The organism is Aquimarina sp. BL5, from assembly GCF_003443675.1.
Lineage (GTDB): Bacteria > Bacteroidota > Bacteroidia > Flavobacteriales > Flavobacteriaceae > Aquimarina.
In genome coordinates, this window is record NZ_CP031963.1 from 2,790,532 (window position 1) to 2,805,948 (window position 15,417).

The 15,417-nt window shown below is 32.2% G+C and carries 13 protein-coding genes; 7 read left to right on the forward strand and 6 right to left on the reverse strand.

Annotated elements, in window-relative coordinates; translation table 11 throughout:
* Window positions 1-8 precede the first annotated feature (8 nt).
* Window positions 9-2,144 (reverse strand): carboxy terminal-processing peptidase, encoded by a 2,136-nt coding sequence (locus D1818_RS12040; protein ID WP_118459250.1) that lies wholly within the window; start codon window positions 2,142-2,144, stop codon window positions 9-11.
* Window positions 2,145-2,315: 171 nt separating this feature from the next.
* On the opposite strand from D1818_RS12040, the gene surE reads away from it, so the two are divergent.
* The 6 genes from surE to D1818_RS12070 all read left to right on the forward strand — a co-directional run bounded on the left by surE (window position 2,316) and on the right by D1818_RS12070 (window position 8,106).
* Window positions 2,316-3,098: a 5'/3'-nucleotidase SurE gene (surE, locus tag D1818_RS12045; RefSeq protein WP_118459251.1), complete on the forward strand. Its 783-nt coding sequence runs from the start codon at window positions 2,316-2,318 to the stop codon at window positions 3,096-3,098.
* Window positions 3,091-3,372, forward strand: a complete 282-nt coding sequence (locus D1818_RS12050; protein ID WP_118459252.1) for a hypothetical protein — start codon at window positions 3,091-3,093, stop codon at window positions 3,370-3,372. Before surE ends, D1818_RS12050 begins: the two co-directional genes overlap by 8 nt.
* 23 nt (window positions 3,373-3,395) lie before the next feature.
* Entirely contained in the window at window positions 3,396-4,505 is a 1,110-nt protein-coding gene (gene lpxB, locus D1818_RS12055; protein WP_118459253.1) for a lipid-A-disaccharide synthase, read from the forward strand.
* 11 nt (window positions 4,506-4,516) lie between these two features.
* Entirely contained in the window at window positions 4,517-5,032 is a 516-nt protein-coding gene (locus tag D1818_RS12060; protein ID WP_118459254.1) for a C40 family peptidase, read from the forward strand.
* Between the two features lie 87 nt (window positions 5,033-5,119).
* Window positions 5,120-5,674, forward strand: a complete 555-nt coding sequence (locus tag D1818_RS12065) for a hypothetical protein (protein ID WP_118459255.1) — start codon at window positions 5,120-5,122, stop codon at window positions 5,672-5,674.
* A gap of 383 nt (window positions 5,675-6,057) precedes the next feature.
* Complete coding sequence (locus D1818_RS12070; RefSeq protein WP_118459256.1) at window positions 6,058-8,106, forward strand: ComEC/Rec2 family competence protein; 2,049 nt, start codon at window positions 6,058-6,060, stop codon at window positions 8,104-8,106.
* A 7-nt stretch (window positions 8,107-8,113) separates the two neighbouring features.
* Here the strand turns inward: D1818_RS12070 and D1818_RS12075 are convergent, their stop codons facing one another.
* Window positions 8,114-9,409 (reverse strand): serine hydrolase, encoded by a 1,296-nt coding sequence (locus tag D1818_RS12075; protein WP_118459257.1) that lies wholly within the window; start codon window positions 9,407-9,409, stop codon window positions 8,114-8,116.
* Between the two features lie 328 nt (window positions 9,410-9,737).
* On the opposite strand from D1818_RS12075, the gene D1818_RS12080 reads away from it, so the two are divergent.
* The gene (locus D1818_RS12080; RefSeq protein ID WP_118459258.1) at window positions 9,738-10,208 is read left to right on the forward strand and encodes a hypothetical protein; all 471 of its coding nucleotides are present in this window, start codon (window positions 9,738-9,740) and stop codon (window positions 10,206-10,208) included.
* Between the two features lie 39 nt (window positions 10,209-10,247).
* Here the strand turns inward: D1818_RS12080 and D1818_RS12085 are convergent, their stop codons facing one another.
* The 4 genes from D1818_RS12085 to D1818_RS12100 all read right to left on the reverse strand — a co-directional run bounded on the left by D1818_RS12085 (window position 10,248) and on the right by D1818_RS12100 (window position 15,385).
* Window positions 10,248-10,586, reverse strand: coding sequence for a hypothetical protein (locus tag D1818_RS12085; RefSeq protein ID WP_118459259.1), 339 nt, complete (start codon window positions 10,584-10,586; stop codon window positions 10,248-10,250).
* A 355-nt stretch (window positions 10,587-10,941) separates the two neighbouring features.
* Window positions 10,942-11,481, reverse strand: a complete 540-nt coding sequence (locus D1818_RS12090) for a thioredoxin fold domain-containing protein (RefSeq protein WP_118459260.1) — start codon at window positions 11,479-11,481, stop codon at window positions 10,942-10,944.
* Window positions 11,482-11,580: 99 nt separating this feature from the next.
* Window positions 11,581-13,170, reverse strand: coding sequence for a peptide MFS transporter (locus tag D1818_RS12095; RefSeq protein ID WP_118459261.1), 1,590 nt, complete (start codon window positions 13,168-13,170; stop codon window positions 11,581-11,583).
* Window positions 13,171-13,213: 43 nt separating this feature from the next.
* Window positions 13,214-15,385, reverse strand: coding sequence for a S9 family peptidase (locus D1818_RS12100; RefSeq protein WP_118459262.1), 2,172 nt, complete (start codon window positions 15,383-15,385; stop codon window positions 13,214-13,216).
* Window positions 15,386-15,417 lie beyond the last annotated feature (32 nt).

A 15,417-nucleotide genomic window follows, 5' to 3' on the forward strand; every position in this document is an offset into this window, starting at 1 on the left:
AAAGCAAATTAATTCTTTAGTGTAAGTGGATTTTTTGATTTACGTATATTGTTGATTTTCATATCTTCAAGTACACTCAATGCCTCCTCTACATATACATCCTTACTTAGGCTTTGATGCCATCTATTTCTTTTTTCCTTAAGGATTGAATCTTTTGCCATAAGATCTTTTTCATATGGTAATGATTCGAAAGTAAGATTAGTTTTATAATCATTTAGGCGTTCAAAACGTTCTGCTTGTTTTTCGTTTAACTCGATATTCGCTTTGTATTCATTATAGTTTAGAGAATATTTATTTACATCTCTCTTTTCTCTTACCCACTTTGCATTTTCTTCAATCAGTTTTAATTGCTCATTAGTTGCCATACGAGCTTTACTATTATTAATAGTTTGATCAAAGTCAATATAACCATCCCATAAATCATAATCTGCAGCTGGTATTTTATCCCAAGGAAGCGGATTTTCTTGATCTTTCTCACCAATATCAATGTAGCTATAACGATCCGGAACTACTACGTCACTTTTTACACCTTCCAGTTGTGTAGAACCTCCGTTTACTCGATAGAATTTCTGAGTTGTTAATTTTAATGCTCCAAGGTCTCCAAAATCATTACTACGCATCCATCGATTAAGATCCATAACGTTCTGTACAGTTCCTTTTCCATACGTCTGCTTACTTCCGATGATAATTGCTCTTTTATAATCTTGCATTGCAGCAGCCAAAATCTCTGAAGCAGAAGCCGAAAGTTCATTAACTAAAATAACTAATGGTCCATCCCATAAAATATTTCGATCTTTATCACTTAAAACCTCTGGAGACTCTCCTTTCGTCCTTACCTGAACAATTGGTCCTTTATCAATAAACAAACCTGCAATATCTACAACGGTCTGTAAAGATCCCCCTCCATTATCTCTAAGATCTATGACAAGACCTTCCATATCTTGTTCTTTAAGACGAATAATTTCTTGCTTCACATCTTTTGCTGCATTACGTTGGTTGTAATCTTGCATATTAAAATAGAATTTTGGTAAATTGATTATCCCAAAACTCTTATCATTTTTTTTAACTAAAGAAGACTTCGCATAAGTTTCTTCTAACTCAACAACGTCTCTCACAATCTCCACATTCTCTATTGTTCCGTCAACTTTTTTAACAGTTAAAACAACTTTAGTTCCTTTAGGACCTTTGATAAGACTTACTGCATCATCTAGTCTCATTCCCACAATACTTACTGGTTCTGTTTCATCCTCTTGTTTTACTTTCATAATGAGATCACCCACCTCTACTTTATTTCCTCTCCAAGCGGGTCCACCAGAAATAATTTCAACAATTTTCACATTATCATTTTTTTTCTGCAGTCTGGCGCCTATTCCTTCTAACTTTCCAGACATCGCAATATCAAAACGATCTTTATCTTGCGGAGCAAAGTAGTACGTATGTGGATCAAATTCTTCTACTATAGAATTTATATAGATAGAAAACCAATCTTTTCTCTCTAAATCATCGGCAAACTCGAAATATTCTTTTAATGAAGTTTTTGTCAATTCACGAGACTCTTCTTCTAACGCAACAGCAGACTTCCTTTTAAACTCTTTGTTTTTTGTTATAGAATCTACCTGCTCATCAACTTTGTCATAATAGCTGGATAATGCATTGAACTTAAGCTGTAATCTCCAGCGGTTCTTCATTTCATCTTTATTACCAGCATATGCCAACTTTTCATAATCTGTATTTATATCTTCCTGCTTTTCGAAATTAAAAGGACTTTCTAATATTTCTTTGTACAGAGATCTAGCCTCAGTCATTCTTTGTTGTAGTCTCTCGTAAGTAAGGTTAAAGAAATCGATCTCTTTATCTCTGATTTGATCATCGATTAAATCTTCAAACTTCTTAAACTCTTCTATATCGCTTTTATAAAAATAGCGCTTTAAAGGATCTAAGGCATCTATATAATCAACAAAAACATTCTTGGAGAAATCATCATTAATATCCTTTGCATCATAATGTCCTTTACTTAACACATAACTGATTAAATCAATCAGTATTCGATCTTTATCAGGATCATTGTCAACTTTTGTTGTAAAGCTGCAGGAAGCAGCTGAAACAATTATGGTAAGCATCAATACCAAAAAACTCTTTTTCATACGCTCATTTTTAATTTAGGGGTGTTCCTGGCAAAATACATTAAAAATCGTGCCATTATCCCGTAATAATACTAAATTTTTCTTAAAAGAACTAATAATCTACACTACTGATTATGAATAATATATTTAGAATAAAAAAAATGTATTTTTACCAGTGAAAAAAACATTTCTATGTCGCAAAGAAAACCGTTGATTTTAGTAACGAATGATGATGGTATTACAGCTCCTGGAATAAGGACTCTGATTAGTATTATGAATGAAATTGGCGATGTATTTGTCGTAGCTCCAGACAGCCCTCAGAGTGCTATGGGTCACGCAATTACAATAAACAGCACATTATACTGCGATCCTATTACTATTGACAAAAATGCTCCCCAGAAAGAATATAGTTGTTCTGGAACTCCTGTAGATTGTGTCAAAATGGCAACCAGAGAAATATTGAAGCGAAAACCTGATTTGTGTGTCAGTGGAATCAATCATGGCTCTAATTCTGCTATTAATGTAATTTATTCCGGTACGATGAGTGCTGCGGTAGAGGCTGGAATCGAAGGAATTCCTGCCATTGGCTTTTCCTTATTAGATTATAGTATGAATGCCAACTTTGAACCTTCTAAGAAATTTGTAAAAGCAATCGTAGAAAATGTGCTTAAAAACGGACTGCCAAAAGGTATTGTCCTCAATGTTAATATCCCAAAGTTAGATGAAAAAGATATAAAAGGGATTAAAATTTGTAGACAAGCGAATGCACATTGGGTAGAAGAATTTGATAAAAGAACCAACCCTATGGGTAGAGACTATTATTGGCTGTCAGGAAAATTTATTAATGAAGATAAAGGGGAAGATACAGATGAATGGGCGTTACACAACGGATATGTTTCTATCGTTCCTACACAATTTGATCTTACCGCACATCATTTTATACAAGAACTAAACAATTGGCCATTACATGATTAAAAAAGAAATTCTTATTGGTTTTTTTACTGGAATATTTGCAAATAGCATTGGTATCATTTTATATATATTATTATTTTCTGAATTGAGTATCACTGAAACATTAAAAGCTGCTCAACAAAATAATTTTTTAGGAAGTTTAATTGCTTTAGGAGCTATTCTTAATTTGATAATCTTCTTTTTATTTTTAAAACAAAACAAACCTTATAGAGCACGTGGTGTACTTCTTGCTACACTTATTGCAGCTGTTTGTATAGCAATTAGTAAATTTAGTTAATATATGAAGAAAGTTTATTGAAGATGAAATATTATCTTATAGCAGGAGAGGCATCCGGTGATTTACATGGTTCCAACCTTATGAAATCTATCCTTAAAGAAGATCCCGATGCAGAATTCAGGTTTTGGGGAGGAGATTTAATGCAATCAGTGGGTGGTACTATGGTTCTGCACTACAAAGAAAGGGCCTTTATGGGGTTTTTTGAAGTCATTCTTAATCTATTTAAAATTTTAGGTTTTATAAAGCAATGTAAAAAAGACATTGAACACTATAATCCTGATGCACTTATTTTAATCGACAACTCTGGTTTCAATCTTCGTATTGCCGAGTGGGCTAAACCAAAAGGCTATATTACTCATTACTATATTAGTCCTCAAGTATGGGCATCAAGAGCTGGAAGAGTGAAAACCATCAAGGCCAATGTGGATCATATGTATGTCATACTGCCATTTGTATCAGATTTTTATAAAAAATACAACTATGATGTAAATTTTGTTGGACATCCACTTATAGATGCTATCGCTGATCATCATCAAGTAATACCAGATGTTTTTAAAAAACAATATCACTTAGATGAGCGACCAATTATTGCAATATTACCTGGAAGTAGAAAACAAGAAATAAAAAAAATGCTGGAAGTTATGCTTAGTATAGTCGATGATTTCCCATCTTATCAATTTATAATTGCTGGTGCTCCAAGCCAAGAAGAAAAATTTTATGAGCCTTTTATAAAAAAAGAAGGAGTACATTTAATTATGAATCGGACATATGATATTTTAAGTTTAAGCAATGTAGCTTTAGTAACTTCTGGAACGGCAACATTAGAAACTGCATTATTTAAAGTTCCACAGGTAGTCTGCTACAAAGGAAATACCATTTCATATCATATTGCCAAAAGAATTATCAACCTAGAGTATATTTCTTTAGTAAATTTAATAATGGATAAACCTGTAGTTACGGAGTTAATTCAGGATGATTTCAACACAAAAAAACTAAAAGAAGAGCTTACAAAAATATTAGATGATTATAACAGAGCTGTTATGTTTTTAGATTATTACGATTTAGAAAAGAAACTTGGTGGAAAAGGAGCTAGTGATAAAACTGCTAACTTAATTGTAGAAACCACAAAATAAAGCACCCCAAAATGAATAAGCTATTTTATTTTTTACTTGTAATATGTATAACACTTTCCTCTTGTGGAGGCTCTAAAAAAAGCTCTTCCGTTACTCAAAGAACTAAAAGCACATCAAGTAAGAAAGCCCGAGTAAACCCTAAAAACAAAAAGATCAAAAGTATTATAAACTACGCGAAAACTTTTGAAGGAACTCGATATAAATATGGAGGAACGACTAAAAAAGGAATGGATTGTTCTGGATTGATATATACATCATTTAAGAAAGGAGAAATCATACTGCCAAGGACTTCCAAAGCTATGGCTAAGCAAGGAAACAAAATTTCTCTAAAAAACGTGAAGATTGGTGATCTTTTATTTTTTAAGACTAACAAAAATAAAAATGTTGTAAATCACGTAGGATTGGTCGTTACTACTGGAAAGCGTATTGAATTTATACATGCATCTACTTCTAAAGGAGTAACCATATCAAGTCTTGAAGAAAAGTATTGGAATAAGTGTTTTGCGGGAGTTAGAAGGATTTTATAATCAATAAAACTTCTATTTCTTAGTAACTTTTTTGTTTTTTTCCCCTAAATAATTTTATATTAGTATACTATAAAACTCATTTTTATTATGGAATACTCTTTAGCGCCTTCAGAAGTAAAAAAAATTATCGATGCCAAAGTAAATGGAGAAGAATATGATGAAGAACAATTCATTTATTACCATCTGAATAGAAATCATTTTAATGTGAAAAAAGAAGTTACCACATTGACCCATTTGATGTCTAATAGATTTAGAGATAATAGAGGGTTCATATGGGAGGAAGCTCCAAGATTTAAGAATTGGTTTCATACTCCTAAACCTCAATATTTTGGTAGTCTTCTAGGATTCCAACCTTATAGTAGAAAATTCTTACGCCCTGATAATGAAACTGGCATTGGTGGTGAGTTTGAAATGATTATCCGTCATGACGGAAAAAGAATAGATGCACTAACACATGAAGGGTATCAAGAAACCTATAACTTCGGCCCGACATCAAATTCGTCTCTGCATATCCTTTTGGATGTGGATCCACACGGACCAAACCCTGATTATACTGTAAAAATAGATGCAGGAAGGGTCACGATTATAAACAGAGAAATGAAATTAACAAGACGAGGTCTAAGACCTGTTAATAGGCAATAATTAATAAAAATAAATTATCAATTTTATAGTATCTCCTAAAAATATATACAGTGTATAAAACGTTTTAGATACAGCTTACCGTAATTTTCGATTTAATTTAATATAGTTGTTGCTATTTAATCAACAAATCTTTTCCTTCTCCAAATCTTACTTTTAAGAAGATGCTCAAAAAATGCTCCCCTTAGGAACAATTTATATTGGGTATATCGCGCTATATAATTATCAAAGAAACACGTAAAATTATCTACGCTAATCTACACTAAAAACTTCTTTTATAACTTCTTTATTAAAAAAACCAAGATTTTACTGGTAACATATGCCTCTTAGATAACACGATTAATTGTAGGGACTAAAAACCCTCCACAATTAATCCTTTAGACTCTGTGCATAAATTACTTAATATTCCTTTCCTGATTCTTACTTTTTCATTGATCATTGGAATCGTCTTTGGTTATTATACTTCTGTTAACATTAGGTCAGTGTCCATGTACCTAACAATATCATTCATAGGTTTGGCAATTTCTTGGTGGTATGCAAAAAAGCCATTTCATAGTTCTAATGCTTTTAGTGTTTTTGTAATCATCACTTTTATTTTTTTCGGAATTATCTTAGTACAAATTCACCATCCTAAAAACGACCCAAATCATTACACAAATCTATCTACGAATGAATACCAAGCAACTCCAGTAACGATCCGTTTTTATATTAAGGAAAGACTAAAACCTACCTCCTACTATGAAAAGTATGTAATTACTCTCCAATCAATCGAAAACAAAAAGGTAATAGGATATCTACTGTTACAAATACCTAAAAAGAACCTAGAAACACCTCTTACAACTGGAGAATCCTATCTAACGTATTCTAAAATACAATCTATCTCAAAACCCCTAAATCCTAATCAATTTGATTATGCACATTATCTATCCCAACAATATATTTTTCACAAAGTCACAATTGGTTTTAACCAGTTAATATGTACGAAAGCTTCAGTAATTTCTATCTATCGTATAGCCGCTTTCATTAGGAATGATATCAATCAAAAACTTGCTCGTTATCATTTTACCCAAAAACAGTTATCCATTATCAATGCATTACTTTTAGGACAAAGACAGAATATTGATAGTGAAACTTTCGCAGATTACAGAGATGCGGGTGCCATTCATATCCTTGCAGTTTCGGGATTACATGTTGGCATACTTCTTATAATACTAAACCTTATTCTTAACCCTCTGAACAGATTTCGGAAAAATGGTAAGATTATCAAAACCTTTATCATCATTTTATTACTTTGGTGTTTTGCAGTTATCGCAGGTTTATCCCCGTCTGTTCTTAGAGCTGTAACTATGTTTTCTTTTATCGCAATAGGAATGCATATTCGATCCAAAACCAGTATTTATAATGCATTGATTGTCTCGATGTTTATATTATTATGCTTACGTCCGTTATTGCTATTTTCTGTCGGATTCCAACTAAGCTATTTAGCTGTATTTGCAATTGTATGGATACAGCCATCTATTGCCAAATTATACAGACCTAAATTTTATATTGACAAAGTATTATGGGAAACTTTCACAGTTACTATAGCTGCTCAACTAGGCCTCTTACCTTTAACATTATTTTATTTCCATCAATTTCCACTTTTGTTTTTTATAGCGAACCTTGTGATCATTCCCGTATTAGGAATCATACTCGGTTTTGGAATATTAGTAATCATATTAGCAGAAGTTAAGATATTACCTAATTGGATAGCATCCACTTTTGGAAATTGTATAAATGCAATGAATTATGTTGTCCATTGGGTATCAAAACAAGAAACTTTTTTAGTAACACATATTTCATTTTCCTGGAGAATGCTCTTAATTGGCTACATTCTTATAATCTCGTTGATATTTGCGTTTAAAAAGTTTAATCTAAGGAGAATCGTAGTCTTCATAGTAAGTATAATTCTTTTGTTGTTTAATTTGATGTATGAAAAACAACAAAATAATGAAAAGGAAGAGCTGATTGTTTTTCATAACCAACGTAATACAACTCTAGGCATGCTGCAAAACCAATCTCTCACTATTTACAGCAAAGATTCTATTTCTACTATGTCTAAAAATTTTTTATTGAATGGTTATCTCATCGAAAACAACTCTCGGTTTACCGCTAATAAAAAGTTAAACAATGTTTATAGTTATAAGGAGAAAACAATGCTAGTAATAGATAGTATTGGTATTTATAATATCAAAGAACTACATCCTGATGTTGTTATTTTAACCAACTCTCCAAAAATTCATTTAAATAGAGTAATCGAAACGCTACAACCTAAACAGATTATTGCTGATGGAAGTAACTACAGAAGCTATCTTGATAAATGGGAACTAACATGTAAGCAAAAAAAAATCCCTTTTCATCGCACTGATAAAAAGGGAGCATATATTTTTAAATAAATATAATTTACAATATAATATCTTTTAGGTCAGATACCTCTGCCAATAATTGTTCTTCTGGCATTTCCATAACTTGCTTAACAATTTTATGAAGGTCAGGAATTACTGTTCTTGCTAATTTCGTAGGACTATTAAAAAGGATTGTAATCCCAAGGTCTTCCTGAGGAAATATAGCAATTTCACTTCTATAACTATTTACGTGACCTCCGTGATGAATCATTCTATTTGATTCTCCTGTTTCTCTATTTTTAAAATCATGAATACGCCATCCATGAGCATAGTGTGATCCTTGATGACCGTCCCATCTCTGATAATATTTCCTTTTACCAGGAAGGTTAATCACCGGATTAAAAACATTCTTTAAGCCATCTGCGCTCATCACATTAGGATTATGGCCTAACAAAAATCGCATCCATTTAGCCATATCTGTTACACTGGCATTCACTCCTCCGGCTGGAATAGCATTATAATACTTTTGATTTAGTTTTAAAGACTTCCAACGTCGTCTACCATATTTTCTATGGGGCATTGCTACATTAGTAGATAGTTTTAATGAATTATAATCTGTAGAAGCAGTATTCATGTTAAGTGGCTTAAAAATCTTTTCTGCAATTGCATCGCCATATGATTTGCCAGTCACTTTTTCTATCATCTCGCCGCTAAGCGCAAATACAGCATTTTGATAACTATATATTTTTCCTGGCTTGTCGATTGTTGGAATACTTTTAAACTGACCTGCAATTGTATTTAAGTCTACACCATCTTCAACTAGATTGGTAAAACTATGATAAGGTAGTCCTGATGAATGAGATAATATATGCGAAAGTGTTACACTATCTGTCCATTTTCTACTCGCCAACTGAAAGGATGGGACATAATCATGTACTTTATCTTCCCAATTAAGTAATCCTTCTTCCACATACATTCCAGAAAGCACACCTGCAAACCCTTTAGAAACTGATCCAATTCTAAAAAGAGTTTCTGCATTTATAGTATCATTTAGGGAAGCATTTCTTTTTCCAAAACCGCCTAAATAGATAACCGAATCACATTTCACTATACCAACACCAGCTCCAACAATCTTATGTTGCTTTAATGCTTGATTAAAATAAGATTCTATGGCTTCCACCAAAAGTTCTTTTTGCATATCCGAAATCGGATTCTTAAAAAAGTCTGTAGATGATTGAACTTGACTTAGTTCTTTAGAAGGTTTGGGAGGATCTATCTTATTAGCAGAAATAAGAGGAAAAAGCAATCCAATTAATAACAGCATTGAAGGGGCAATGATGAAGCGTTTTTTCATAATAGGTTAAGCTCAGTTGAATATTTAAAACTTTAAAAAATAGGGAGGGTTTTAAATACTTTTATTAAACGATTTGGTTTATTATTTATTTCAATTTTGATCAAATATAACGATTATGTGCAAATATCATCGTTGAAATACGTTTTTTTACAAAATTTAACATTTATTTATTTAACAATCTACGTTTTTAGCATTTTTTTGTAAGAAAAAACTCTCTTTAATGGAATTATAATTTACATGTTGCACCAATTTAACTCAGGTTATTTACAAAAAACACAGTAGCCTGTAAGTATGACTTATCTATTTGCGACAATTATTAAAAAATACTATGAAAAGAGGTCTTTTATTATTGGTACTGATTATTGGTGTTATGTTTACTAGTAATGCACAACAAATAAACACAATCCCTACAAAACAGATTCGTCAATTACCAAGTGGGTGGCATAAGTTTATTTCTGAAGGCGTAACCTTTGATGTAGAAGTACTAAATGGCACTTTAATTAAAGGGAATGTTTTTTGGTTTGACACAGCTACATACTCAGGTACCTTTTATAATAACCAAGTTTCGGGAAGAGGAACCTATACATGGCCTAATGGCGATCGTTATGAAGGTTCATTTAGAAAAAATCAAATGAACGGCAAAGGAACCTTATACAAAACTGATGGGTCTAAACATCAGGGAAAATGGAAACACAACAAGAAAAATGGAAAAGGAAAAGTCTTTGGTAGTAACGGCACTATAGTCAAGCAAGGTCTTTGGAAAGAGGGTGAGTATATTGATAAAATCATCAAAAAATAATATGTACATATATCTCAATAAAAGAAACACATCTTACACTCAAACCAGTTTTATATCTTCTTTAAACAGAGTATGTATATATTCTGCGTGAATATCAGCATTATGTTTACTCTCAAGACAATGAAATAATAGGTGAATTAACCCGTAATCTCCTAAACAATCACGATACTCGTCCTGATCTTTATTTTTTACCCAAAGAATAAAACTACACAAATGTCCTATCTCACCTAATTTCTCAGGTTTCTTTAAACATTTTTTAAACTTACTTAAATCCATAAGAGCATATTCATCATACTTTTGCTTACAAAAGTTATAATCGAATGTGTGCTTATAAGATCTAAGCTTCCTGTTCTGTATTTCATACTTAATACCGCTCATAAGGCATATTTCTTCTATTAGGTATTGGTGCTATGCATATACTCTGTTTTACTCTATAATAGCAAAACGCACTCCATAATTGTGTTTTTAAGATTCTTTTAATGAAGTTTAACGAACCTCTATGATTAGGAATAATTCCAAAACAAAGATACAAAATTAGGAATAATTCCTAGTATGTTTAGCTATTTTATTTTCTAGAATCAGCTATGAAATAGGATAAAAAAATAGTGGAGTAGCATAGTATCAGAAAAGTAGATTGGGTTACCTTACTTATTAAACCAATCAATAAAATTCAAAAAAAAAACTTCTTTTACCAATTATGATAAAAGAAGTTTTTTCTAGTAAAGTATTTTTTTTAATTACTAAATGTACTCACAAATGATTGTTCATATTGCTGCCAAGCTTCTGCACTAGTCAATTTTTTATATTCATCTGTATGAATCATCTTTAGATAAATCTCTAGCTGTTGTGGTGTCTTATATCCTACAACAGGTGCTATTAAATTTCCTTTTTCATCAAAAAAGACTATACTTGGATATCCGCTGATTTTTAATGCATTCGCAAAAAAATGTTGGCTGTTTCTTCCTTTTCTATCTGGATTATGATTAGGATTGGTGTAAGTAAAATCATTATAACGAATTTCCTCGGTTCCTTCGCCATTAAACTTCACAGCATAATAATTGGAATTCACGTATTCAACCACATCTTTATTATGAAAAGTATTCTTGTCCAATAATTTACAAGGTCCACACCAATTGGTATACACATCCATAAAAATTTTCTTCGGAGTTTTCTTTTGCGCCTCCAATGCATCGTTCATCGACATCCATTTTATCTCTTGTGCCTGGGTAGGCAAAACAAAAAGAAATCCAATTAGAAAAAGTAGGTTTTTCATGTGCTTAAAATTTGTATTTATACATTAGTCGAAACAAAAACTGTTCCTTATTAAAAACTTTACCCGTTTTGGGTAACGGGTAAAGTAGTATTTTTAGTATTAACGAATTCCGTGCATCATTCTCAATAATGTTTTATTAAGAATTAACATCACTAATCCAGCTGCAACGGGTATCACTGTGAACATTAAAAAGAAAATGCTCATTCCATATTCATCTACAATAGGGTCTATAAAACTACCTGTTACTCCCGCAGCTAAATTCGCTATAAAATTAGCGACAAACCAGATCCCAAACATTAACCCAACAAACTTAACTGGTGCTAATTTACTAACATATGATAGACCTACTGGCGATATACAAAGTTCACCCAGTGTATGAAATAAATATGCTAATATTAAAAAGATCATGCTCACAGACGCTGTTTTTGCTCCTAATGGAATACCCATAGAACCAAAAGCCAATATTCCAAATCCTAAACCTAAAAGCATTAATCCGATTGCAAATTTTACAGGTCCAGTTGGATTGTATTTACTTTGCCATATTTTAGAAAAAAGTGGTGCAAATGCTATAATAAAGAACGAGTTTAATATCCCAAACCAAGAAGCTGGAACATCAGTAGAATCAGCAACAAACTCTCTTTGTAACATCCATATTACAATACCCCATATAATTGCAAATCCAACTCCTAACAAAATATTAGACAAAGAATACTTTCCAAATGTTTGTTTAAACAACATGGCTAATACCCAAGTGATTATTAGCATAGGAACCACCGTTAACACCGCATTTGATATCTTAAAAATCATTGCTCCATCACCTTCTAGAACTCTATCAGTGTAATCTGAAGCAAATATGGTCATAGAACCACCTGCTTGTTCAAATGCCCACCAAAAAAATATTACAAAGAATGAGAAAACTCCAATCACTATTAATCGATCTCTAGTAACTTTTGATTTTTTAGATTCATCAATTACATCTTCAATTGCATCCTGGGTATCTTCTATTGAATCTTCTATTACATCATCTAAATCTTCCATTTTTTTAGGCGAAATTCCAATATTAGCAAAAATCCCTTGTGCAAAATAAAACTGTAGCATTCCTACAAACATAAAAATTCCAGCTAGCCCAAACCCATAGTGCCATCCTACTTTCTCTCCAATATATCCACAAAGCAAAATTCCAAGAAAAGCACCTGCATTAATCCCCATATAAAAAATGGTGTACCCTGCGTCTTTTTCTTTTCCTTGAGTTTTATATAACTGACCAACCATTGAAGAAATATTTGGTTTGAAAAGTCCATTACCAATAATTAGAAGCCCTAATCCAGCATAAAAGAATAAGTCTGCAGTAACCTCTAAAGCCATTGATGCATGACCTAATGTCATTAATAGCGCTCCTAAAATAACAGCGTTTCTATACCCCATAATTTTATCAGCTATCAAACCACCTAAAATTGGAGTGATATAAACCAATCCCGTATACCATCCATAAAGCAATAATGCACTATCTCTTTCCCAGCCCCAGCCGCCATCTACGATAGAAGCTACAAGAAATAAAACAAGTAAAGCACGCATTCCATAATAAGAAAAACGTTCCCACATTTCTGTAAAAAAGAGAACAAAAAGCCCTGAAGGATGTCCTAAAACGGTTCTTTGGTTTATCTCTGAACCTCCAAATTTAAATTCCATATTCAATTATTAAGTTAGTAAAATTTATGAGTTGTTTAATGATTTATAAGTTCGTTTTAATAAAATTAGTCATCTTATTATACAGATGTAATCGAGTGTTACCTCCGTAAATTCCATGATTTTTATCAGGATATATTGCCCAATCAAAATCTTTGTTTTTCTGCACCAATGCTTCAATTAAACGCATCGTATTCTGTACATGTACATTATCATCTGCACTACCGTGTACTAATAAAAATTTACCTTTTAACCCATCTACAAAATTGATTGGAGAATTATCATCATATCCTTTTGCATTCTCCTGTGGAGTCATCAAATATCGTTCCGTATAGATAGTATCATAAAACCTCCAACTAGTAACCGGAGCTACTGCTATTGCCATTTTAAAAGTATCTGGAGCCTTAAATAAACAGTTACTAGACATAAAACCTCCGTAACTCCATCCCCATATTCCAATTCTTGATGCATCGATATAGTCTAGTGCTCCTAATTGCTTTGCTGCTGCAATCTGATCCTGAACTTCTAAATTCCCTAAATCATTCTGAGTAACTTTCTTAAACTTTGCTCCTTTAAAACCAGTACCTCTTCCATCTATACAAACAACAATGTATCCTTGCTGCGCTAACATCATATACCAATAATCGTTGCTTCTGTTCCAAGAATTACTAACCGATTGAGATCCTGGTCCAGAATATTGATACATAAACAATGGGTACTTCTTAGCAGGATCAAAATCCTTTGGTTTAATCGTCCACATATTTAATGTTTCGCCATTAATATCTATAGTAGAAAATTCTTTTGGTCTTACATCGTATTGTCCAAGCTTATCTAATAACCCTTTGTTGTTTTTAATCTCACGAATTACCGCTCCATCCGCGGCATTATTTAAGGTAAATTCAAAAGGAGTAGATGCACTTGAGAAATAATTGATGTATTGACTGAAATCTGCACTGAAATCTGCATCATTGGTTCCTTCTTTAGTACTTAATCTCTTTTTGTTTTTTCCATCTAAACCAATTGAATAAATATCTCTATTGATATTCTTATTTTCTACACTCTGATAAAAAATGCTTTTATTTTTAGCATCGTATCCATAATAATCAGTTACTTCCCAAGAACCAACAGTAACCTGATTAATCAATTCTCCTGTTTCTTTATAGTGATAGATATGGTTATATCCGTCCTTTTCACTAGTCCATATAAAACTATTGTCTTCTAGAAAAGTTAGATTATCCGTAATATCGATGTAAGCTTCATCTTTTTCATTTAGAACAACCTTTGGAGTTTTTGTTTTAGCATCTACAAAAATTAAATCCAGATTATTTTGGTGTCTATTTAAAACTTGTACACTCAAAATATCTGGATTGGAAGACCATTTTATTCTAGGAATATAGAAGTCTTTATAATCACCTAGATTTACTTTATCTAAAGACATGCTTCCTAAATCGGCTATATGCAATGAAACTTCTGCATTTTTTTCTCCAGCTTTAGGATATTTAAAAACATCTTGTTTTTGATATAACTCAGCCCCGTATACATCCATAGAAAATTCTGGAACATCTTTCTCGTCGAATCTTATAAAAGCCACTTTATTGCTATCAGCACTCCAATCAAATGCTCTTACAAAAGCAAATTCTTCTTCATATACCCAATCCGTAATACCATTTATAATCTCATTCTTCTTACCGTCATCAGTTAGCTGGATCTCCTCTCCGCTTACAAAATTCAGCACAAAAATATTATTATCAAATACATATGCCAATTTGTTTCCGTCAGGAGACAAAGCTGGAGACTGTATTTTCTTATCACTAATTTTGAAACTACTATTAGAAGGAACATCAAAAATATGATAAATCCCTCTTGAAGAACGGCGATAGATTTGTTCTAGTTCGCTAGAAAGTAAGACTCTTTTTTCATCTTTACTAAATTCGTACCCTTGAATATATTTAAGGTCATCTATATTAGATGATTTTATTAATGTATTTGCTTTTTCTCCAGTAGCATAGTCATAGACTTCAATGGATGTATCTCCACTAGTATTGTCTCTTTCTAAAACAGAATACTCCTTCCCATTATTCATAGAGTGCAAAGATTGCAACCTTTCTGCTCTAAAAGTTCCTCCCCATATTTCTTCTAGAGTAAAAGCTTTGTCCTGTGCAATGGTCACAGTGCTTAATAATATTATAATTCCAAAAAACAATCTGGTTATTCTCATATTGTACTTTTATAAAAAATTGTTAGCGCCAA